The 21102-nt window shown below is 62.0% G+C and carries 18 protein-coding genes and 1 tRNA gene; 7 read left to right on the top strand and 12 right to left on the bottom strand.

Features of this window, described 5'->3' with window-relative positions; all coding sequences use genetic code 11:
* Positions 1–30 precede the first annotated feature (30 nt).
* Positions 31–2700 (bottom strand): DNA ligase D, encoded by a 2670-nt coding sequence (gene ligD, locus GSQ76_RS26590; protein ID WP_158747104.1) that lies wholly within the window; start codon positions 2698–2700, stop codon positions 31–33.
* Positions 2701–2762: 62 nt separating this feature from the next.
* The gene (locus tag GSQ76_RS26585; protein WP_158747103.1) at positions 2763–3782 is read right to left on the bottom strand and encodes a hypothetical protein; all 1020 of its coding nucleotides are present in this window, start codon (positions 3780–3782) and stop codon (positions 2763–2765) included.
* Between the two features lie 116 nt (positions 3783–3898).
* Here GSQ76_RS26585 and GSQ76_RS26580 point away from each other — a divergent pair, with 116 nt between their 5' ends.
* Positions 3899–4090 (top strand): hypothetical protein, encoded by a 192-nt coding sequence (locus GSQ76_RS26580; RefSeq protein WP_158747102.1) that lies wholly within the window; start codon positions 3899–3901, stop codon positions 4088–4090.
* Positions 4091–4105: 15 nt separating this feature from the next.
* Here GSQ76_RS26580 and GSQ76_RS26575 read toward each other — a convergent pair whose 3' ends face one another.
* On the bottom strand, positions 4106–5041 hold the full coding sequence (locus GSQ76_RS26575; RefSeq protein ID WP_158747101.1) for a Ku protein: 936 nt from the start codon (positions 5039–5041) through the stop codon (positions 4106–4108).
* A 1262-nt stretch (positions 5042–6303) separates the two neighbouring features.
* Here GSQ76_RS26575 and GSQ76_RS26570 point away from each other — a divergent pair.
* On the top strand, positions 6304–7275 hold the full coding sequence (locus GSQ76_RS26570; RefSeq protein ID WP_408837321.1) for a UDP-glucuronic acid decarboxylase family protein: 972 nt from the start codon (positions 6304–6306) through the stop codon (positions 7273–7275).
* Here the strand turns inward: GSQ76_RS26570 and GSQ76_RS26565 are convergent.
* Positions 7270–8340 (bottom strand): class I SAM-dependent methyltransferase, encoded by a 1071-nt coding sequence (locus GSQ76_RS26565; protein WP_158747099.1) that lies wholly within the window; start codon positions 8338–8340, stop codon positions 7270–7272. The genes GSQ76_RS26570 and GSQ76_RS26565 overlap by 6 nt on opposite strands.
* A 102-nt stretch (positions 8341–8442) precedes the next feature.
* On the opposite strand from GSQ76_RS26565, the gene GSQ76_RS32400 reads away from it, so the two are divergent.
* Positions 8443–8574 carry a hypothetical protein gene (locus tag GSQ76_RS32400; protein ID WP_256367026.1) on the top strand — a complete coding sequence of 44 codons (132 nt, stop codon included), beginning with the start codon at positions 8443–8445 and terminating at the stop codon, positions 8572–8574.
* 548 nt (positions 8575–9122) lie between these two features.
* Here the strand turns inward: GSQ76_RS32400 and GSQ76_RS26560 are convergent.
* From GSQ76_RS26560 to prpB, 8 genes are all read right to left on the bottom strand, one after another.
* Positions 9123–10658 carry an FkbM family methyltransferase gene (locus tag GSQ76_RS26560; protein WP_158747098.1) on the bottom strand — a complete coding sequence of 512 codons (1536 nt, stop codon included), beginning with the start codon at positions 10656–10658 and terminating at the stop codon, positions 9123–9125.
* 200 nt (positions 10659–10858) lie between these two features.
* Positions 10859–11560 (bottom strand): class I SAM-dependent methyltransferase, encoded by a 702-nt coding sequence (locus GSQ76_RS26555; protein WP_158747097.1) that lies wholly within the window; start codon positions 11558–11560, stop codon positions 10859–10861.
* A 194-nt stretch (positions 11561–11754) separates the two neighbouring features.
* Positions 11755–12921 (bottom strand): glycosyl transferase family 90, encoded by a 1167-nt coding sequence (locus GSQ76_RS26550; RefSeq protein WP_158747096.1) that lies wholly within the window; start codon positions 12919–12921, stop codon positions 11755–11757.
* A gap of 100 nt (positions 12922–13021) precedes the next feature.
* Positions 13022–14443 carry a hypothetical protein gene (locus tag GSQ76_RS26545; RefSeq protein ID WP_158747095.1) on the bottom strand — a complete coding sequence of 474 codons (1422 nt, stop codon included), beginning with the start codon at positions 14441–14443 and terminating at the stop codon, positions 13022–13024.
* Between the two features lie 256 nt (positions 14444–14699).
* A tRNA-Pro gene (locus GSQ76_RS26540) sits at positions 14700–14776 on the bottom strand.
* Positions 14777–14835: 59 nt separating this feature from the next.
* Positions 14836–15315: a DUF192 domain-containing protein gene (locus GSQ76_RS26535; protein ID WP_158747094.1), complete on the bottom strand. Its 480-nt coding sequence runs from the start codon at positions 15313–15315 to the stop codon at positions 14836–14838.
* The gene (locus GSQ76_RS26530) at positions 15312–16442 is read right to left on the bottom strand and encodes an acetoin utilization protein AcuC (protein WP_158747093.1); all 1131 of its coding nucleotides are present in this window, start codon (positions 16440–16442) and stop codon (positions 15312–15314) included. The genes GSQ76_RS26535 and GSQ76_RS26530 overlap by 4 nt, the downstream gene beginning before the upstream one ends.
* Before the next feature lie 62 nt (positions 16443–16504).
* Complete coding sequence (prpB, locus tag GSQ76_RS26525; protein ID WP_158747092.1) at positions 16505–17428, bottom strand: methylisocitrate lyase; 924 nt, start codon at positions 17426–17428, stop codon at positions 16505–16507.
* Between the two features lie 118 nt (positions 17429–17546).
* On the opposite strand from prpB, the gene GSQ76_RS26520 reads away from it, so the two are divergent.
* The 4 genes from GSQ76_RS26520 to GSQ76_RS26505 are packed head-to-tail and all read left to right on the top strand — an operon-like array spanning position 17547 to position 21075.
* Positions 17547–18188, top strand: a complete 642-nt coding sequence (locus tag GSQ76_RS26520; RefSeq protein WP_158747091.1) for a carbon monoxide dehydrogenase subunit G — start codon at positions 17547–17549, stop codon at positions 18186–18188.
* Complete coding sequence (locus GSQ76_RS26515) at positions 18185–19078, top strand: MoxR family ATPase (RefSeq protein ID WP_158747090.1); 894 nt, start codon at positions 18185–18187, stop codon at positions 19076–19078. The genes GSQ76_RS26520 and GSQ76_RS26515 overlap by 4 nt, the downstream gene beginning before the upstream one ends.
* 1 nt (position 19079) lies before the next feature.
* Positions 19080–20636, top strand: coding sequence for a GMC family oxidoreductase (locus tag GSQ76_RS26510; RefSeq protein WP_158747089.1), 1557 nt, complete (start codon positions 19080–19082; stop codon positions 20634–20636).
* A 4-nt stretch (positions 20637–20640) separates the two neighbouring features.
* The gene (locus GSQ76_RS26505; protein WP_158747088.1) at positions 20641–21075 is read left to right on the top strand and encodes a transglutaminase domain-containing protein; all 435 of its coding nucleotides are present in this window, start codon (positions 20641–20643) and stop codon (positions 21073–21075) included.
* Positions 21076–21102 lie beyond the last annotated feature (27 nt).

Below are 21102 nucleotides of genomic sequence, written 5' to 3'. Positions count from 1 at the left end.
ACCGGTCCGACCCGGCGCGTTGCACTGCCATCACGCACTTAACCGTTTGATCGCATCCGCCAAGGGCTGCTCCGACTCGCAATACTCCGCCCAGGCCTTGGTCTTTTTCAGCAATCCCGGGACCGAGCGGATCGTGTAGTTCATCGGATCCAGACCGGGCTTCACCTGCGCCCACGTCACCGGCATGGACACGGGCGCCCCCGGCCTTCCACGCGGCGACAATGGCGCGACCGCCGTCGCCATGCGGTCGTTGCGCAGATAGTCGAGGAAGATTTTCCCCGTCCGCAGCTTCTTCGCCATGTTGATCACGTACCGGTCCGGCGCCGCATCCGCCATGACCTTGCAAACCGCATGGGCAAACGCCTTCGCCTCCGCCCAACTCGGATTGTTCTGCTTCGTGCGCGCCAGCGGCGTGACGATGTGCAGGCCTTTACCGCCCGTCGTCTTGCAGAAACTGACCAGGCCGAGCCGCTTCAGCAGGTCGCGCACCTCGATCGCCGCGGCGATCACTGTCGCGAACGCAACGTCTGGCGCCGGGTCTAGGTCGAACACCAATCGGCCCGGCACCTCGTAATGAAACGGATCGCAGTTCCACGGATGCAACTCCAGCGCCGCGACCTGCGCCACGGCCGCCAAACCCTCCACCCGGTCGATCTCGATATAGGGTTTCCGGTCGCCGGATACGCTCACCAATTCGAGCAGATTGGACGAACCCGGCATCGCGTGGCGTTGAAAGAACGTCTCGCCGCCCACCCCATCGGGCGTTCGAATGATCGAGCACGGCCGGCCCTGCAGGTGCTTGATCAGCCACGGGCCCACTGCCTCGTAATACCGCGCCAGATCCAGCTTGGTCACCGGCGTGCCGTCACTGGCTGCCTCCGGCCACATCACCTTGTCCGGGCGTGAAATCGGCACGCCCATGACCTCGGTGGTGCTCGCCGCCCCCTTCGCGTTCTGCCCGGCCTTCGGGACGGCGATGACGATCTTTCTTGGCGGCTTGGCGATCTCCGTCGTTGCCGCCGGGGCGGGGGTTTCGGCCTCGACCTCCGCCGCCGGCTTATCCTCGCGCAAACCCTTGAACGCGGCTTGGCGAACCATGCCGGTGCCGGTCCAGCCGGCGAACTCGATCTCGGCCACCAATTCCGGCCGAACCCAATGGATGTTGGAGGCCGATCGTGGCGCACCCGGGCCGGTGAATGGGCTTTTCGCGCTGGCAACCGCCTTCAGCCGCGCAACCAGCCGATCGATTTTTGCCCCGCCAAACCCCGTCCCGACCCGGCCGACATGAATGAAGTGCGAGCCGCGATGGACCCCCACGATCAGCGAGCGGAACCTGCCCCCGGTATCGGTCCACGCCCCGATGACGACCTCGTGCCCGGCGCGGCATTTGGCCTTGGTCCAGCTATTCGTGCGGCCGGAGCGATAGGGCGCGTCCGCCTGCTTCGAGACGATTCCCTCCAGCGACAGCTTGCACGCAGACAGCAGGACGGCATCGCCGCCAGTCTCGAAATGGTCGACATAGCGCAGCAACGGGCCGCCCTTGCCCGGCAAGTCCGCCACCGCCGCCGCCAAGCGATGCTTGCGCTCGAACAACGGCAGGCTACGAAGATCCTCTGCAGCCGCAAACAGCATGTCGAACACGAAGAACACGAGGTCTTTGGTGTTTCCTTCGGATATCGCCGCCTGCAACGCGGCGAAATCCGGGGCGCCATTCGCATCGAGTGCCACGATTTCACCATCGATGATCGCGTTCTGCAGCCCGGCGCAGGCATCTGCGATCGCCTGGAACTTGGCCGTCCAATCCAGCCCCTTGCGGGTGCGCAGAACCACTTCGCCATCGCTGACCCGGGCCTGCACGCGATACCCGTCGAACTTGACCTCGTGCACCCAACCCGCCTCGCTCGGCGGCCGGTCCACCAAATGACAAAGTTGCGGCTCGATAAAATCCGGCAACGCGACAACGGATGCCGGCTTCGCCTTGGTTGCTGTCTTCACCTTGGATCCTGTCTTGCCATCAGCGCGCAGCGTGGGCGCCAGACCGACATTGGAGTCCCACACCGCATCCTTCGCGACGGCGGCCTTGCCGTCCGGCACCATGAACGGCGTCGGCGCGCGCCCCTTCCCCGCCTCGATATCGCCCATCGGGCGCCCGGACGCGACCGATCGATCGTCCACCAACAGGGCATCATTGTCGCCCTCATGCGCGAACTCGTCGCGGTGCTTGATCAGCAGCCAATTGGTCCGTTTACCGCCGCTCCAATTCTTGATCCGCACCAGCACCCAACTGCCGTGCAAATGCTCCCCCTCCAGGGTGAACTTCAGGTCCCCGGAGTCCAACCCCTCCTCCGCCGTCATGCCCTGCGGCGCCCAATAGCCACGGTCCCATAGCTGGACGGTACCGCCGCCATACTGGCCTTTGGGAATAGTGCCCTCGAAGTCACCATAATCGAGCGGATGGTCCTCCACCTCGACTGCCAGGCGCTTGTCATGCGGGTCGAGCGACGGGCCTCGCGTCACCGCCCAGGACTTGAACACCCCATCTAGCTCCAGCCGCAGATCGTAGTGCAGTCGCGTGGCAGCGTGCTTCTGGATCACGAACCGCAACCGCCCACCTTGTTGCGGCTCGGCATCGCCGCTCGGTTCCGAGGTGCGGGAGAAATCTCGCTTGGCCTGATACGCGGAAAGTTTCTTGTCTCGCATGATGACCCCCGGGAAATGCCACGCCACAACCAGCTAACGCGCGCGGCGGCGACGTTATGCAGTCACGATGCAGACCCGTGTGCGTTGACGCTCGCAGCCATGGACAGCGCGAGGCCCTGCTGCAGGATGAAGCGCACCGCATCCCGCAACCCGGATCGCCCTTGCCGGGTCAGATAGGCGATCGGCGTGGCGCCCCCGAACGGCGCGGCCTTGACCGCCTGGTGCAGCCACGCCTGCGGTTTCAGCTGCAGGGATCCCAATGCCGATTCGATCTCCCGCAAGCCTTGGAACATCGCCACTTCCTCACCAACCAGTTTGAAGCGCGGACGAGTGCCCTTCTTCGTCAACCCGCCCGCGTGCCCGATCAGATCCAGCGCATCGAGGTCCCCGACATGCCAGCGATCCATCATCGCCCAGAACGCCGCGGAGGCCGTGCTGTTGGGTGACGTCGAGACTTCGATCGGTGAACGCCCCGCAACCGCGTGCGCGTCAGCAGGCAGTGCGTCGGGTTTGGCCGGCGGCACGATGACGGCGGCCGGTTTGACCGACGGCTGAGCCTTGGGTGGCGCAAGCTGCGGCTTTGCTGGCGGCGGCGTTGACGGCGGCGTTGGCGGCGGGGCGGGTTCCGGACGAACAGGGGATGCGCGTCTCGCCGGACCTTCGCCCAGCAGATCGACCTCGAACTGGCTCGCAAGATCCTTGAGCAATGCTGACATGGCGGCGATGGCGCTGCGAATGCCCTCCCGGTCCGGGGCCGGCGCTGCGGCGCCATCTTGCATCACGCCGGGGAAAATCTGCACCGCCCGTAGCAGCGCTGCCACTTTGTTCAGCCCGGCCTTCAGCGGTGTTGCGTCCGGAAGCAAACGCAACGCCGCTTCGGGCGCCTGCCGCGGCCACCCCCGTTCGGTTGCGATGACGGCCAGAACCAGGTGGTCGAAGGCTAGTTTCACCAGCGCCGGGGCATTCACGGGGTTGCGCCCGGATGACAGCAGCCCGGCGTCCCTCAAATCCGCACTCGCAAGCCGCAGCAAACTTGCCACTGCATTGGGCATGACAGCGTCGCCGGGTTGCTGCGTCTTCAACGGTCAGACACCGCCGGGAATCAAATCGTGAGTCGACGACACCAGCATGGATGCCAATATGAAGGTGAAACGCCGTCGCTCCACTTTACAGCGTCGCATCAGTCGAAGGACCTTGCATGTCCACCACCACGAACCAGACCAACGTCCAGCTTTGGCATTACGTCTGCCCAGATTGCGGCATCAGCGATGGCGAAACGGGCTACCACGGCCAAACGCACATGATCTACTGCGAGGTCTGCCTGGAGGACGCCCAGCATGTGAAGCTGAAGCGCTGGCCGGTGGACCATGAGCCGGTCGACCACGAATAATTGGTCGACCACGACTCAGGCGCGCTTCCGGCTGGCGGGCTTCGCCTGACCTGAAGCTTTCTTGGCAGCCGGCGCTGTCTTCTTCGTGGCGACGGGCTTTTCCTTGGCGGCCGTCTTCTGCTTACCAGGTTTCGAAGTGCCGGCCTTCGTAGATGCGACCGGGGTCACATCCGTCTGGCCAAGACTCTTGCGCAAGGCGGCCATGAGGTCGACGACATTGCCGCGGTCTGGCTCCTCCTCCTGCTCGGCTTCGATCCCTTCGCCCTTCAGCTTGGCGTCGATCACCGCACGCAGCCGGGTCTCGTAGCGATCCTCGATGTCGGCCGGGTCATACGTGCCGGTCTGGCGATCGATCAGCTGGGTGGCCAGTTGGATCATATCCGGGTCGGGCTTGCTGGACGGAAGATGGTCGAAGATGGCGCCGTAATCGTTCAGATCCCGCTCCTCGTGTAGCGTGTGCAGGACCAGCCCCTTGCCCATCGGCATGACCGCAATCGGATGCTCCCGACGGGCGATGACGATACGGGACAGCGCGATCTTCCCCGTGCTGGCAATCGCATCCCGCAAGACGAGGTAGACGTCCTGCCCGGCATCCCCATCAGGCGCCACGTAGTAGCTGGCGTCGAAATAGATTGGGTCGATGGCATTGGTATCGACGAATTTTTCGATCTTCAGCGTGGTCGAACTTTCGATCCGCGCCGTCTCGAAATCCTCGTCATCGACGATCAAATAGTGATCTTTCTTGAACTCATACCCCTTCACCAGGTCGCCCCGGGACAAGGTGTCGCCGGTGTCAGCATCCTGCGTGATCATCTTGATCCGGTTGCCGGTCTTTGGATTGATGAGGTTGAAATGCAGCGACCCGCGATCATGGTTGGCGCTGTAGAGCGCGATCGGACAGGACACCAGCGCCAGACGTAAATGTCCTCGCCAGATTGGACGCTGCGGCATCGATCATCTCCTGAAGGGTGGTGGGACGGCGCGGGCTACGACTGGCCAGCGCTGATAAGCGGTCCGGGCGATCAGGGTTTCGTTTCACGTGGGTCGCGATTGCAGTGGGCGGGGACTGGCCTAGCTGCCAAAATATCACGCATCACAATTTAATGATCAAAAAAGCGCCAAAGGTTAGCAATTTAAGACGCCAAACAGGTAAACACTCTATACATAATTTGAGACGTCGTCCGGTTTTTTGGGGGTCACCTATGTATTTGCAACGTGCCGGCCTTGAACTTCAGCCTGAAGATGAAGCCAACTTCGCTGCTGCGGAGCAAAGGCTCCGCACGCGCCTCCTCATCGCAGGAGGCGTCGCGATCGTCCTCCTGATCATCGCTCTAATCTAGTAAAGGCTTGTAGTCGTGGCAAAAATTGCCGGCCTCGTCGCCCTGATCGCGATCGCCTTAGCCGCCATCCGGTCTTACGAAGCACCGCCGAGGTCAGCGCAAAATTGCGCCCAGGCGGTTGCACAGGAGACGTCCCGCCTCCTGGCGGAGCAGCACAGCCCTGCAGAAGCACGGCGTATCTCCCCGCTGGAAGTCTCGTCATCCCGGGCGGAATGTCGCTGACGTCTGCCGCCTAATAAGATCCCGACTTCACGGTCCCACCCCGGCTAGGCGCCAGTAAAGCCGCTTCTGCAGGCCCGACCGCCACAAATTCCTCCCCTGCTTCCGCAAATACTGCGGCGCCAACCTGGTCATCCGGCCGCTTCGAAGGGCCCGGACTAAGTTGGTTCGATGGGCGCGGAGGCAAAAACAGAGGGCGGACTCCGCCACAACTAGCAAACCGGGCTGGCCAGGTTTGCGTCTTCGACTTCAACGTCGGCACGACCGACCAGCCAGTAACAATCGCAAGTAGGCCAGACGGCCATTGTCAGGTTCCGCTAATATTTGGGACACATAGTTAACCTGCTTCCGCTCAGTTACAACCCGGCACACATCTGTCCCGTTAAACCACACGCACGTCCCGCTATCCTCTCAGCGAAAAATGCACCAGAGTTCATGACGGTTGGCCAATCTTCAGCCATCATGTCAGCCGCTCATTTGTGTATCGTGTAAATGTCGTTGAACCAGTTTCGCTCAACGAATGGGATGAGGGGCGACAACTGCACGACGGCAGTGCCCCGAGGGGGGCGTTGCCGCTAGGTGCCGACTGCCCAGTTTCGCACGTAGCTGGCAGATTAGGCGACCTTGATGAGTGAACGCGGAGGAACTACGAGTTTGAGCCTTACCAGAAAACGCGTCTTGGTCACGGGCGGAGCCGGGTTTCTCGGGTCCCATCTCTGCGAGCGGCTCATTGCACGCGGCAATGATGTGCTGTGCGTCGACAATTATTTCACCGGACGCAAGGACAATATCGCTCACTTGATGGGACTGCCGCAGTTCGAGGCCATGCGTCACGACATAACGTTTCCGCTCTATGCCGAAGTGGACGAGATCTACAATCTAGCCTGCCCGGCATCGCCGATTCACTACCAGTTCGACCCGGTGCAGACGACCAAGACCAGCGTCGTTGGCGCCATCAACATGCTGGGCCTCGCCAAACGTGTGAAGGCCAAGGTGTTCCAAGCCAGCACCAGCGAGGTGTATGGCGACCCCACCGTGCATCCCCAGACCGAGGATTACCGCGGCAACGTCAATCCACTTGGGCCCCGCGCCTGCTACGACGAAGGCAAGCGTGCGGCCGAGACGCTGTTTTTCGACTACCACCGACAGCATAAAGTGCAGATCAAGGTGGTTCGGATCTTCAACACCTACGGCCCGCGCATGCACCCCAATGACGGCCGCGTGGTGTCCAACTTCATCGTCCAGGCGCTGAAGGGCGAGCCGATCACCCTGTATGGCGACGGCAGCCAAACCCGCGCCTTCTGCTTCGTCGACGACCTGATCGAGGGCTTCCTGCGCCTGATGGACACGGACGACAGCGTGACCGGCCCAGTCAACATCGGCAATCCGCATGAAATCCCGGTGCGGGCGTTAGCGGAACGAATCATCCGCCTCACCGGGTCAGATTCCGAGATCGTCTTCCGCCCGCTGCCCCAGGACGACCCGACCCAGCGCTGTCCCGACATCACCCTGGCAAAGAAGCTCCTGGATTGGCAGCCCACGGTCTCGCTGGATGATGGGCTACAGCGCACCATCGCCTATTTCGCACACATGCTGGCCTCGAACACCGGCCACTCCCCGCTATAGGGGCCGCAGGCGAGGATTGCGCCACCCCTGAACCCCATCGACCCGCATCGCTGGCGTAGGCCCCGTCAACTCGAGGAGACCGGGCCTCTCCACTTCCAAAACCCATCCGTTATCAACCATCGTCTGGAATATCCGCCCCTCGATTTGCCGAGAGTGGGTTCCAACGACGACATAGCAGACGATGTCGTTCATCGTCTGGACGCAGTTATCGATGAAGTCAGCCTCGACCCCCTGGACGTCCATGTGCACCAGGTCGATCACTTCCCCCTTGTCGACGAAATCCTCAAGCGTCACGATATCCAGAATATCGTATTTGCCAGAGCGCCTGGCTTTGGCAATCTGTGCCTTGGTGGCATCGAACACCGCTTCCAGGTTCCATTGTTCGCCTGAGGTTTCTTGCTTCGGGAACAGGGCAACGCCATGCTTCGGCCCGACGACGCGCTGGTAGATTGTCGCCTGGGACTGATCGAATCCATTTTCCTCGCAGGCGCGTTGCGCAAACTTTACGTGTCCCAGATCGCCCTCCGCACCGATGAGCGACGTCTTCAAGCCTTTGTTGCGAGCGGCCACACCGGTATTCAGCAGCCAGCAACCCCAACCGCACCCTAATTCGACAACCCGGAACGTCTCCGTCGCCAAATCCACCGCCCGCAGCGCTGCCCCGAACTCGGCCATGTCGGCGTGCCAGTTGGCCGGGATCGGCACGCCCTCTACCGTGTCTTGCCGCCCATCCAGCACGCCAAGCAAATATGCGGGATCGATGATGACGCCGAGATAGTTCACAATCCGACCCGCAACCGGCTCCCGATCGAGCTTCTCATAACTCTTAACGACCGCCGCCACATCGATTTTCGAATTGAAGTGGTAGAACGGACTATTTCTATCGTCCAGCGCTTTGGCTTCGGCAGAATTACTGATTTGTTCAATAACCGTGTCAATGTCTCCTAGGGCGAGATACCCTTTCATCCCGACTTCGTCGGGCTCGCGCTTAAGGAGTGTTTTGTAGATTGCACGAATGTGCTCTTTGTTAGCTGGCCAAGACATCGGGTTATCCTTTTCGGCCAAGACCTTATTCGAAGTCGCGCCGGGCTGCTAGCGCCCGCGCCGACGATGTAGGCCCCTCACCTCGCCTATGACCCGTCACTGGATCCGAATGACGGCAGCGTGGTGTCCAACTCCATCGTCCAGGCGCTGAAGGTCGAGCCGATCACCCGCTACGGCGACGGCAGCCAAACCCAAGCCTTCTGCTCCGTCGAAGACCTGATCGAGGGGCTTCCTGCGCCTCATAGATACCGATGACAGCGTTACCGGCCCAGTCAACATCGGCAACCCGCACGAAATCCCAGTGCGCGAACTGGCGGAGCGGGCGATCCGCCTCACCAGTTGGAATGCCGGGATCGGATGCCGACTACGGCCCCAAGGCGGCCCGACACAGCGCTGTCCTGACATCACCCTCGCCAGGAAGCTACTGGATTGGCAGCCACCGTGGACCTAGATGACGGGTTACAGCGAACCACCGCCTACTTCGCCCGCATACTGGCAGGCAATAGCGCCCTGGCACTCGGCGGCTCACCGGTGTTGACGGCATAAACGTGCGCAGGGTCTTCTAATTCAACACGGGGATGAATGGCTGCCTACGTCACGGCCGACCGATTACCCCGCGGACACGGAAGCCGGTATTTGAAACGCGCGCCTGGAAGCATTCCGATAGTTACAGCGCAAGCCACGCCCACGCACAGTCTTGTTCCAGGCATGCGACGATCCGCACAGGACGAAAGCCAACTAGGCTCGTTCGAGCGGTCGATCAGTAATCGCAACTTCGCCAAACTCGAGCATAATATTTTCTATCAGGAACTACTCTTATCCTGACCCGCGAGCTTCGTGTAAAAGTCATGCTTCTTCTGCCAGCGCGCTTGCGTGATGTCCGCGTAGCCAAGGTGGTGAATGTGTGGCCCGCCGATTTCGCCGACTTCACTTCGGTTCAGTGGCGCAAATCCCCACTTCAGACTCTGTGGTCTCTCATGCACACGTCCCGAAAAGCGCACAGGATCCGATAGATGATTGCGGAACAGCCGGCTCTGATAATCAGGGTATGGCCTTAGGGGTTTCCGCTTCGCCAAATCAGCAAAATTCATACGCGGAAGTTGCCAGCCATCGATGTTGTCGTCTGCCTCGAGGAGGGCGTTGAACCGCCAATAATCTGCCGCAACGAGCTCCTCATCGGCATCCAGCATCAACACCCAGTCCATGCTCGACGGGACGACCTCCAATGCGGCGTTTCGCGCATGGGAAAAGTCTTCGAAGGCAATGGACTTTATCGTATTTGGCAGACCAAGCGAGGCCAACGCCCCGCGCGCGATATCCACGGTCCCGTCTGTCGACCCCGTGTCGATGAGGGAGACATGGTCGAGCAGCGGAGCACATGATCGAAGCATGTTTTCGATGTTGGCGGCTTCGTCTCTAACGATTACGGCGAGCCCTACGCGTTTAGCCGATTTCGTAAAGGTAGCAGGAAACTTTTCCGGGATGAAATACTCGTCTTTCACCCCGACATTCTTGATTTTAAACTCAAGAGAATCCAGCAGGTGTTTCCGCGCGTCCTCGAAAGACGCATGACTGTTTGCAAACCAGACAACTGTCTCAGGAGACTCTGGTTCACGTCCTAAAATGCACCGGTAAAGCCAGATGGCTTCCTGGTGAGACACGCCGACAGGCTGCTGTCTTTGCTGAAATGAGGCCAGCCGATAAATCGATGTCAGCGCAACGTGAGAAACTAGCTGATATCCCTTTTGGAGAAGGAAGCGGTAGGTTTCATTGGCCTGGACATTGCCAAGGTCAAAATTATGAACCTCGACAGTAATAACTTCTGGGGTAAAGACTGCCCAATCATTCGATGCAAGTATTTCGACGTCCAACCCTTCTGCATCAATGTTCAGCAGGTTGATTTGACGGCCCTTTGGCATGGTTCGATGAAGAATAGAGCCCAATGGTTCGACTTCGACCATCCGTGACTGTCTCGGAATGTTGGCCCAAGCGGGATGGGCGGCGGCCTCTTTGTCGAAGGAATTGATCGCGCCTTCGTCAAAAATGGTAACCTCCCGAATGCCTGCCTCTCCGGCAACCCCCATCGTGATATTTGTGTCAAAGGGACGATGTTGCTTGAAAAGAGCGGTCGCTCTCTCGTCGACATCAATATTGATGCCACTCCAACCCTGCTCGTTGTGAAGCAGCGCAGTGTTCGAAAAGCGGAACGGATGATGACACCCAACGTCGACATAGAAGCCGTTCTTACGCCCGTGAAACAGCCAGGCGAGGACGCCATCTTCTCCAAATTGCGCGAAAGCGGCTTTCTGGAATTCGGGGACACCCACTTGCGTGCTCATTATCAAAGTCCCACTCTTCTCGTGGCGCGCTCGTGCCAACCATGCCTCATCGCGGCTCTTGTAATGGCCACTGCTGAACTCCACAACCTGCAGCGACACTTGGAAAACCGTGGCTGTTGTGCCGCCAATCTAGCCAGAGATCGCGGTCAGCACCTCGCCAAGCAGACTGCGCCCGGCCGCATTCATGAGCGTAGTCTTCCCTAGTCAAAATGCACTTGACTGAAACCCTCTTCAGCCAGTGTATTCAGGCCCACAGCGCCACCTTTTTGCAAAACAAACTTGCCCTGCTTGCCAAAAAGCGGCAGCGAATTAGCACGCGCGAACTCGTGCGCCGCCTGCACAACCCCCGGCCAAGAGGGATGATAGTCGTCGCCGACAATCACTCCCTTATCTGCCAGCAACGGCCAGTAGTCTTCGAGATCGCGTAATACAGGCGCATACTCATGTGCTGCATCTACGAAAATCAACTGCGCCTTGATATCGAGAGCAGTCAAAATGACAGCACCGTTTTCGCTTGTATTCGGCAGTGGCGTAACGATGTCTTCAAGCCCAGCCAGCTTCATGTTGCCGAGAAAGCGAAAATAAAGCCGAGGGTAGCCATTTCGGGCATGTAACGCATCGGCAAACCCGTCTTGCAACGAGTGTTCCGGGGAACCAAGCCATGTGTCGACACAGATAATCGATGTGTCGAGACCAGCATCTTTGACGGCTTGTCCCATGTATGTCGCGGAGCCACCCTCATACGAACCAATCTCAATTATTGTCTGCGGCTGCAGTTCCCTGATGATCCGAGCAAGGATAGGATCCGCAGATCCATATCCCCACTTCAAGCCAGTTGGACAATCGCTCAGGTCAAGGCCTTGATAGGGCGAAGGACGCTTGAGGAGGTGATCGAGGTTCATAGGGAAAAGCTATGCTCCCACTTCTTGATTGGCAAGCGCGTTGGAAAAGCAGAATGGCTGGGCGTCGTCTCACCTCGCAGGATCGATGCCCTCAGGGACTTATTTTGCTGAACCCGCAGGAGTTGCGTAAAACCCTGTTCACCCGCGTCGAAGGTGGTTTGGTCGCACGAGCGAAGCGTGTCGTGTCGTCCCGCTCAGACGAACACTGCCTCAATGGCGGCGACTGCAAAGTCCATTTCGCTTCCAAGCGTCATAGACGCCGCCAACCCGCGCCCCGCCCGACCAATTCTTTCAGCCCGATCAATGTTGTTTCTGGCCCATTGTATTTTTGCTAGCAGATCCGCCATGTCAGTCTCGACAGGAATGTAATGTAGCCACGGCTTGAGTCGATCATAATACCACTGTCGATAACCCTCCTTTGAAGCCACCTTAAACACTGTTCCACCAGATAGAAGCTTTGAGAAAAGGCCAGGCCAAGAATTGCTATTGCCATCTATATCGATATGAAATGCATACTTGGCAAAGTCTGAGGAACTAATTGTCGGCTTCATAAGATTAGAATTGATGATCTCCTCTCGTTCCGCAATAGAATCGACCTGCACGACATTGGTGATACCACAGTCGAGAAGGTTACCATCCCGCTCCGACATCTCACATAGGATCGCACGCGGCAGAGTTCTCCACGTCGTTACCCGTGTGCCGGTCGTAGACCCTCGCCACATAGCGCGCAGGTTGCGCTCATTGAACGGGGGGGGCGTCTGAAATGTGCGGCGCAACGTGTAGTAGCCCCCCGATTCGACGAAAATCGGGTCCGGTAAGAGAGTGCTGGCAACATCCACGCTGGAGAATGACGGCTCACCCGTGGAAGATGCATCAAGCATCGAAATAGAAAAACTGCCGTTACCGCGCCTATATCGGTAGATGTGCATTATCATCGGCAGTATGCCAATAAATCGCAACGCTGCAAACCACATCCAGTCCCGGTTTACCAAGCTATGCAAAAAGAAAACCACACTCCCGTCGTTGATGTGAATGTCTAATATAGTTGGTTTGTCATCGTCTTTCCGGCCAATGACAATATCAGTCGCGTTAAACATTTTTTTAATGTGATCTGCAACGACCTCAAAGGCGTAGGCCTGGAGAAGTATCGCCATGATGACGTTCCAGCTCTGGTGCGGCAGAACCAGTCCATCGACTTCAAACGTGCCATTTTCGATCTCCGCCCACACTGGAGAGCGGAAAAGCTCGAATATGGCCTCGGCGGCTTCACCAAACCGCAGCTGACCGGCGAGGCCCTGTATCCTGCCAACTGCAATATCCCCCGGAGTGTCGCCAAGGCTTATATGGTCGACCTCGATCATGGCTGCCCCTAGGTTCCTTCTTCTCAACTACCTAATATCCGTACCGCACGCCAATGGCGAAGGCCGAGTGGTGAGGGAGTTGCGAAAGAACGCGGCCCCCTCAGTTGCTATTGTAAATACCGCCGATGCCGCCGACCGGCAGCGGGGTAAGTTGGTTCGGCATCGCGATGTTCGCGACATAGTTCGTCCAGCCGGGCGAACTATTGCCGATGACTCGGTTGCCGGGTGTGTCATTTGCAATCTTGATGAAGGGACCGCCCTGAGACGTGGCGGTCACGCTGTTGCCCGTCGCAATCACAACCTCAGCGTTCAACGAATCGAGCCATGGATGCTGAAAGCGAATGCTTGGGTCGCGTTCTACCGTATTGCCCGATAGCGTGATCCGGCATGAGGTGGCGCTTAACCCGTTTACCGCTGGCGCGTTACTTTCCCCCAAGCAGTTGGCGATGATGACAGCGGCGTCGTAGCGTCCAACATTCCACTCGCTGCCGGTGATCGACTGGAGCCCTCCTGTGAAAGTATCGAGCGCCGTTGTCGCGATGGCGAAAAAGCTTGAGCCCGAAATTACCAGCCGCCCTGCGCTCTGGATGATCGCGTGTTGGCTATCGGACCCGGAAGAAAATGTTAGGGCCGCACCTACCAGCGACGCATTCGGTGTCGTCATGTTGATGCCAATTGCGGCCCCGTCGAAATCGTACCCGGTGACGGTGCCGAAAGCGCCGCCTTGCGCGCCATTAAAAAGGTTGAGGCAGGTCTGTCCGAGACAGAGCCCGCCCTGAATCGCGTAATCATCAACGCGCCCTAGGTCGATCGCGATATTCTGTGCGCGCCCAAAAACCGCGGCTTGCGCCCCAGTCATTTGGAATGGGTAGCTATGATGATCTTGGATGCTGACCGTGTCGAGCGACCCGTCGAGTCGGATGCCGTAATCGAAACAGCCGGTATCGATCTTTGTAAGGTGCGAATTCCCGGCGTTGCTGTTGCCGCCCATATCGATGCATGTGGTGGCGCCGGCGATAAGCAGATCCGCCAGATCGGTCGCGGGCTGTCGCGCACGAATGGCCGGCTGGTAGGTGACCAAGTCTGAGCGGCGCTTTGGTTCAGCCGGCTGTCGGAACGACATGCTGATCCCTCTCACCGCCTGCCCGGGAGCTTCAAGGTTCAAGACACCTTCGTCGAAGCCGTTTCGGCCATTTGCCCCAAAGACGTCGTAGACCAGGATCTTCGATGCCGCCGGACCATCACCGAAAATGCGCTGGCCAGGTCGATGTAGCGCGATGGGGCGCTTGAAAATGCAGTAGTTGTTGCTTGGCAGGTATATGTCTTGTCCAGCCGCGGCAATCGCCTCGGCCGCAGCGGTATCCGCCTCCGCGTTCGCTCCGTTGCCGTCGCATATTGCGCCATGGCTGATGATCGACGCAAAGCTCTCTGGGCCGTTCTGACCTGCTCTCGCCCCAATGACGCTGACGCCCGCAACGAGAATCGAGACCTTAACCAGTATCCAGACGTGGGTGCTGACCATTGATCTTGCTGACACTTCGTATCAACCGTAGCCACTCTGCGCCGGTTGGCACAAGACCAAGGTCCCGACATCAGCTTCGTAGAAAACGTCACCTTTACAGGGCTGAAACATTGCGGCTCAGGATGAGAACAGCGCACGCCATCTTTAACAGTCGCCTCAAGAAAGGCTTCGTTGGTGGGTGGGCGGCAAGGACGCTCCTCTTGCTACCTAGCGCTTCCCAGGGCGGCAGGCTGCCCACGAAACCCGCTGAAACCGATGGTCGGGGCGCCCAGACTCGAACTGGGGGCCTCCTGTACCCAAAACAGGCGCGCTACCAGGCTGCGCCACGCCCCGACATCGGGGCGGACCCTAGAAGCACGCCCGCGCCGGATCAAGCACCGTTCCGCCCACGCCTAGCTGGCATTGCCGAAAATGCGCTGCCGCACCTTATCGCCGACCCGCATATGCAGCCGCGCCGCTGTGCCAGCCGCAAGTTCCAGCGTGCCCCGCACCGGCCCATTGGACGGAATCGTCGCCAGGCTCTGCGGCGTCGTGTTCTCGGCGATGCGGCGGATGGTGCCGTCCGTGTTGATGAACAGCATGTCCAGCGGGGCCACCGTGTTGTGCATCCACATCGCCATCTCGCGGGACGAGCCCCAGTCGAACAGCATGCCGCCATCGGCCGGCACCGTCGGGCGGAACATCAGCCCTGTCTCCTGCTGCTGCGGCGTCAGGGCCATTTCCACGTTGAAATCGTGCTTCACCCCATCCCGCGTCACGACGACCAGCTTTTCCTTCGGCAGTTCCGGTTGCGCGGCGGTCGGGCCGCCCTGGGCGCAGGCCATGGCCGGCAGCAGGGCCACCAAGCCCAACAGCAGCATGCGACGATTCATGCAGACATACCTTCTTGCAATGCACCGGCCGCGAGCTGCCGGATTTCGGGCCGGACCGTGCCCTCGCGCGGGGCGTCGCGCAAGGTGGTGAACCAATGCTCCGGCGGATTGCGCCCGGCGGCCCGATTATACACCAGGCTGCGCAACAGGCTTTCCGCCGCCGGGGTGGGGCGGTCCGGGACGGGGATGTCGTTCAGCGTCGCCCATACCCCCGCCCAGCAGCGCCCCGCGGTGTAGGGATTATAACCGCCACCCCCCGTCACGATCAGCCGCGGCGCCAGGTGGCGCACCGCCTCCACAACGCCCCAATGCGCATTGTTGGACAGGGATAGCCGGGCCAGCGGGTCTTCCTCCAGCGCATCGGCGCCGCATTGCAGAAAGATCGCGTCCGGCCGGTGCGCGTGGATCAGCGGTAGGATCGCATCGGTCATTAACACCCGCATTTCCGCGTCGTTGAACCCGGCAGGCACCGGAAAATTCCGCGCCGCCCCCCCGGCCCGGTCCTCCGCCAGCCCGGTATGCGGCCAGCGCCCGGCCTCGTGCACGCTCAGCGTCAGCACCCGGTCGTCCTCGGCAAACGCATCCTGCACGCCGTCGCCGTGATGCGCGTCGATGTCCAGATACACCACACGCTCCAGCCCCGCGTCCAACCACGTCAAGATGCCCAGCACCGGGTCGTTCAGGTAGCAGAAGCCGGAGGCACGGGCCGGCCGGCCATGATGCGTGCCGCCGCCGGGGCAGTATACCGTGCCGCCCTCCAGCGTCAGCCGGGCCGACAGCATCACCCCGCCGGCGGAGGTCATGGGCCGGCGATAGATTTCCCGGTAGACTGGGTTGCCCTCCGCCCCGATGCGATACAGTGCGCGGTCCGCCTCGCCGACCGTTTGCGTCTCCTCCGCCCGGCGCAGTGCGGCCACGTAATCGGGGTCGTGGAACCGGGTGACGGCGGCCACGCTGGCCATTGGGGCGGAGATGAACCGGGCCTCATCCATCCATCCCATCGCCCGCACCAGATCGGTCACCGTCGACACGCGCGGGATCGCCAGCGGATGCTTCGGCCCGTAGGTGGAGCCACGGTAGATCTCGCTACCGACATAGAGCGGGCGTTGGCGGGGGTCGGAAACCATATAGGCCAATCAGATGGGGTCGGGGCGCGATCCTGGCTACCCCGCGCCCCGCCCGGTCGGCGTCAGGAGCGCTGCGGCATCCCCTCGGGCGTAATCGTCGCCACCAGCGAGGCATCCAGCGACTCGTAGCCGTGGTAATCGATCGTGGCATACAGCTCCTTGCGGGTCTGCATCGCATCCAGCTTGTTCTGCGTGCCGCCATCCTTGGCGATCGCCGCATACAGCTCGGCCGACGCCTTGGACGCGACCCGCAACGAGCTCACGGGCCAAATCACCATCTTATACCCCATCTCCTCGAACTCGGAGGCGGTGAAGAACGGGGTGCGGCCGAACTCGGTCATGTTGGCCAGCAGCGGCACGCCGGGCATGCGGCGGGCGAATTCGCGGAACATCTCGGCATCGTGCAGCGCCTCGGGGAATATGGCGTCGGCCCCGGCTTCCACGAACAGCTTGGCCCGGGCGACCGCGCCGTCCATGCCTTCGCTGGCCGCGGCGTCGGTGCGGGCCAGCACCACCAGGTGGCGCCGGGCTTTGGCACAGGCGGCGACCTTGGCGGCCATATCCATCGGGTCGGCCAGCTTCTTGTCGTTCAAATGGCCGCATTTCTTCGGCAGCAATTGGTCCTCGATATGCACCGCCGCCGCGCCCGCATCCTCGAAGCTGCGCACCATGTGCATGCAGTTCAGCGCCTCGCCATACCCGGTGTCGCCATCCACCAGCACCGGCAGGCCCGACGCCCGCGTAATCTGGCGTATGAAGAAGCAGACCTCGTCCACCGTGATCATCCCCAGATCCGGGATCCCCATCGAGGCCGTCATCGCCGCGCCCGACAGGTACAGCGCCTCGAACCCGGCCTGTTTGGCCTGCAACGACGCCATGCCGTTATGGGCGCCGGGCATGCGCAGGATGCCGGGGCGGGCCAACAGCGCGCGCAGGCGATCACCCGCTTGCCCCTGCGGCAGGTCGGCAGCGACGAGATAGGACATGGAAGTTCTCCTTTTCCGCAGTGATACGGCGCGGGCCAGGGGGCTGCAATCCGCCGCCCGGTTGCGCGCTCGTCCGCCATGTCGGACATTACGCCCACCGAGTGGAGAAGAACGACCAATGGATATGACCGGCGAGCGGCGCATCCCCGCACCGAAGCAGAAAGTATGGGACGCGCTGAACGATCCCGAGATGCTGAAGGCAGCCATTCCCGGCTGCAAGACGCTGGAAAAGACTTCCGACACCGACATGAAGGCCACCGCGGCGGTCAAGATCGGCCCGATATCGGCGCAATTCGCCGGCAAGGTGCAATTGCTGGACCTGGACCCACCCAACTCCTACCGCATCGCCGGTGAGGGGCAGGGCGGCGTGGCCGGCTTCGCCAATGGCGGCGCCACCGTGCATCTGTCCGACGATGGCGAGTTCACGGTGCTGAAATACGAGGTCAAGGCGCAGGTGGGCGGCAAGATCGCCCAACTCGGCGCCCGGTTGATCGACGCCACGGCCAAGCAGATGGCGGACCAGTTCTTCGATCGCTTCAGTGCCGCCGTCGCCGCCCCGGCGCAGCCCGCGACCGCCGCCGATGGCCCGATCGTCGCCGCCGTGGGAACGGTCGTGCCGGTGGCCGGGCACACGCCCGCAGCCGTCAGCCTGCTGTCGATGATCCCGAAGGACCCATATGGCTACCCGCTGGTGTTCTGGATCGGGTCCGTCATCTTCGCCGCGATCTTCATCCTCATATTCGGCAGCTACGTCTTTTGACCACGCTGCCCGCCACCATCGACGCCACGGCCGCCCTGCTGCAGAATCAGGGCTACGTCGCCGACCGGTCCCTGGCGACGACGGTGCATCTGTCGCTCGCCATGGCCCGCCCCCTGTTCCTGGAGGGCGAGCCCGGCACCGGCAAGACCGAGATCGCCCGGGTGCTGGCGGCGGGCCTCGGCCGGCGCCTCGTGCGGCTGCAATGCTACGATGGCATGGACCTGTCGGCCGCGGCCTACGAGTGGGATCGCGCTCGCCAACTCCTCGCCATCCGCCTGGCGGAGGCACAGGGCAACACCGCGGCGGTGGCGCGGGACATCTATGCCCGGGAATACCTGCAGGCGCGCCCCCTGCTTTCCGCCATCGACCCAGACCTGCCGCCAGCCGTATTGTTGATCGACGAGTTGGACCGGGCGGACGAACCGTTCGAAGCCTTCCTGCTGGAATTGCTGGCCGATTTCCAGATCACCGTGCCGGAGTACGGCACCATCCGCGCCACCACCCCGCCCGTCGTCGTGCTCACCAGCAACCGCACGCGGGAGGTGCATGACGCGATCCGCCGGCGCTGCCTGTATCAATGGGTCGACTACCCGGACGCCGAGCGTGAACGCGCCATCCTCCGCGCCCGCGCGCCCGGCCTGCCGGAAAAGCTGTCCGCCCAGGTGGTCGCCTTCGTGCAGGAACTCCGCGGAACCGAGCTATTCAAGCTACCCGGCGTCGCCGAAACGATCGATTGGTCGCGCGCCCTCGCCCACATGAACCGGGTCGAACTCACCCCCGAGGCAGTGGACGCCACGCTCGGCGTGCTGCTGAAATACCAGGACGACATCGCCAAAGTGCGCGGCGCCACCGCGGCAGCGATGGTCGCTGGGATAAAGGACGCAGCCTAACATGTATGACGTGATCGTGGTCGGCGCCGGGTCCGCCGGTGCTCCCCTGGCCGCCCGCCTGTCCGAGGACCCGAACCGCCGCGTGCTGCTGCTGGAGGCCGGGCGTGACTGGCGTGCCGCGGAAGCGCCACATGCCCTGCGCAGCAAGAACATCGTCCCCTTCATGCACGACCCGGCGTTGCAGGCGCAGTGGCAATGGCCCGCGCTCCTGGCGCGCCGGTCTGCCGCGCAGGCACCGAAGTACTATTGGCGTGGTAAAGCGTTAGGCGGCAGTTCCACCGTCAACGCCCAGATCGCCATCCGCGGTGTCGCCGACGCCTTCGATGGCTGGGCCGAGAATGGCTGCGAAGGTTGGGCCGCCGATGACGTGCTGCCCCTGTTTGCCAAGATCGAGGACGATGCCGAGTGCGGCACCGCCGGCGGCCCACTGCCGGTGCACCGTGCGCCACAGGCAGAATGGGGCGCGGTCGATCGCGGCCTGCGCGACGCGGCCCTCGGCTCCGGCTACGGCTTCAACCCGAACCTGAACGACCCGAAGGCCGAGGGTTTCTCCTGCTACCCCACCAACACCCGCAATGGGCGCCGGGTCACCACCAATGACGGCTATCTGGAGCCCGCGCGCGGGCGCCCGAACCTGGAAATCCGCGGCGGCGCCCTGGTCGACTGCGTGCTGTTCGACGGCAAGCGCTGCATAGGCGTGCGCGTCAGCTTCGACGGTGGCCCGTGGGAAGACCTGTCGGCCAACGACGTCGTACTCTCCGCCGGCGCGATCCACAGCCCGGCGATCCTCATGCGCTCCGGCATTGGCCCGGCCCAGGCCTTGGCGGCGCTGGGCATCCCGGTGCTGCACGACCAGCCCTCCGTCGGCCAGCATCTGCTGGAACACCCGATGATCCGCGCCAGCCTCGACCTGAAGCCACCGTTTCAGGCCCAGGGCGCGGACGCCCGGCACACCAATTCCTGCCTTTCCTACAGCAGCGGCCTGGCCGGTGGCGGGTTTCGCGACATGCTGGTGATCGGCTTCAACCACCGCATGTTCGTCGGCACCGGGGCGGGCCCCGCCCCGCACGGCGCCCTCGCCGCCTCGGTCTACCAGGCCTTCTCCACCGGCTGGCTGGCACTCGCCTCCGCCGACCCCCGCGCTAACCCGGTGGTGGAGGAGAACATGCTCAGCGACGAGCGCGACCGCATCCGCCTGCGCGACGCCGTCATCCGCCTCGCCTCGCTCACCGCCCACCCGGCCATCGCCGATCTCTGCAACGCGATCACCATCGGCGAAACCAATCTCACCCCTGCCCAAGCCGCCGCCCTCCCGCCCGACGAGTTGGACGCCCTGCTACTGGCCGAACTCGGCGACGGCCAGCACGCCGCCGGCACCTGCCACATGACCGCGCACGAAGACCCGCGCGGCGTGGTGGACCCCGACCTCCGCGTCCGCGGCGTCAACGGCCTGCGCATCGCCGACGCCTCCATCATGCCGACGGATTGCCGCGCCAATTTGCACTTCACCTGTGTGATGATCGGGGAGAACCTGGCCCAACGCATGCGCGCCGCCTAATCGCATGCCCGCAGGCCCGGTCGATTATCGGCACACGAAATGGTCCGATCCGGGGCCGCACCGGGAGAGGCTGAATGAACTGCCGGCCGCGCCGGCAGCCTTGGCGGACGCCTTGGAAGACTTCGTCATCCACCACGCCATCGCCCGCTCCCTCGGCTTCGGCGTCCCGGCAACGGCCGAGGCGGACCGCGATCTTCGCCAGGCATCCCGCCTCCTGGACGCAGCCTTGCAGCGTGACGCCCGTCCGCTGACCGAGCATCGCGCCCTCGGCGATTATCTCTACGGCACCTGCCACGATTTCGCGTTGCTCGCTGTCTGCGCCCTGCGGGAGCGCGGCATTCCGGCGCGGCTACGGGTCGGTTTTGCCAGCTACTTCCGCGCCGGAAAATGGGAAGACCACTGGGTGTGCGAGCACTACGGCGGTAAGCATGCGGCGTAGGCCGCAGTGGGCTAAGCAGGGTCGGTT

The organism is Acidisphaera sp. L21 (assembly GCF_009765685.1).
In the GTDB taxonomy this organism is placed as follows: Bacteria; Pseudomonadota; Alphaproteobacteria; order Acetobacterales; family Acetobacteraceae; genus LMUY01.
This window is presented reverse-complemented; position numbering and strand designations above follow the sequence as displayed.

What these genes read in the sequence shown, in the direction of transcription:
- GSQ76_RS26520 (WP_158747091.1), top strand. Translation starts at nt 17,547, where the DNA reads ATGGATATGACCGGCGAGCGGCGCATCCCCGCACCGAAGCAGAAAGTA.
- GSQ76_RS26545 (WP_158747095.1), bottom strand. Translation starts at nt 14,443, where the DNA reads ATGGTCAGCACCCACGTCTGGATACTGGTTAAGGTCTCGATTCTCGTT.
- prpB (WP_158747092.1), bottom strand. Translation starts at nt 17,428, where the DNA reads ATGTCCTATCTCGTCGCTGCCGACCTGCCGCAGGGGCAAGCGGGTGAT.
- GSQ76_RS26560 (WP_158747098.1), bottom strand. Translation starts at nt 10,658, where the DNA reads ATGAGCACGCAAGTGGGTGTCCCCGAATTCCAGAAAGCCGCTTTCGCG.
- GSQ76_RS26550 (WP_158747096.1), bottom strand. Translation starts at nt 12,921, where the DNA reads ATGATCGAGGTCGACCATATAAGCCTTGGCGACACTCCGGGGGATATT.
- GSQ76_RS26535 (WP_158747094.1), bottom strand. Translation starts at nt 15,315, where the DNA reads ATGAATCGTCGCATGCTGCTGTTGGGCTTGGTGGCCCTGCTGCCGGCC.
- ligD (WP_158747104.1), bottom strand. Translation starts at nt 2,700, where the DNA reads ATGCGAGACAAGAAACTTTCCGCGTATCAGGCCAAGCGAGATTTCTCC.
- GSQ76_RS26530 (WP_158747093.1), bottom strand. Translation starts at nt 16,442, where the DNA reads ATGGTTTCCGACCCCCGCCAACGCCCGCTCTATGTCGGTAGCGAGATC.
- GSQ76_RS26510 (WP_158747089.1), top strand. Translation starts at nt 19,080, where the DNA reads ATGTATGACGTGATCGTGGTCGGCGCCGGGTCCGCCGGTGCTCCCCTG.
- GSQ76_RS26505 (WP_158747088.1), top strand. Translation starts at nt 20,641, where the DNA reads ATGCCCGCAGGCCCGGTCGATTATCGGCACACGAAATGGTCCGATCCG.
- GSQ76_RS26555 (WP_158747097.1), bottom strand. Translation starts at nt 11,560, where the DNA reads ATGAACCTCGATCACCTCCTCAAGCGTCCTTCGCCCTATCAAGGCCTT.
- GSQ76_RS26580 (WP_158747102.1), top strand. Translation starts at nt 3,899, where the DNA reads ATGTCCACCACCACGAACCAGACCAACGTCCAGCTTTGGCATTACGTC.
- GSQ76_RS26575 (WP_158747101.1), bottom strand. Translation starts at nt 5,041, where the DNA reads ATGCCGCAGCGTCCAATCTGGCGAGGACATTTACGTCTGGCGCTGGTG.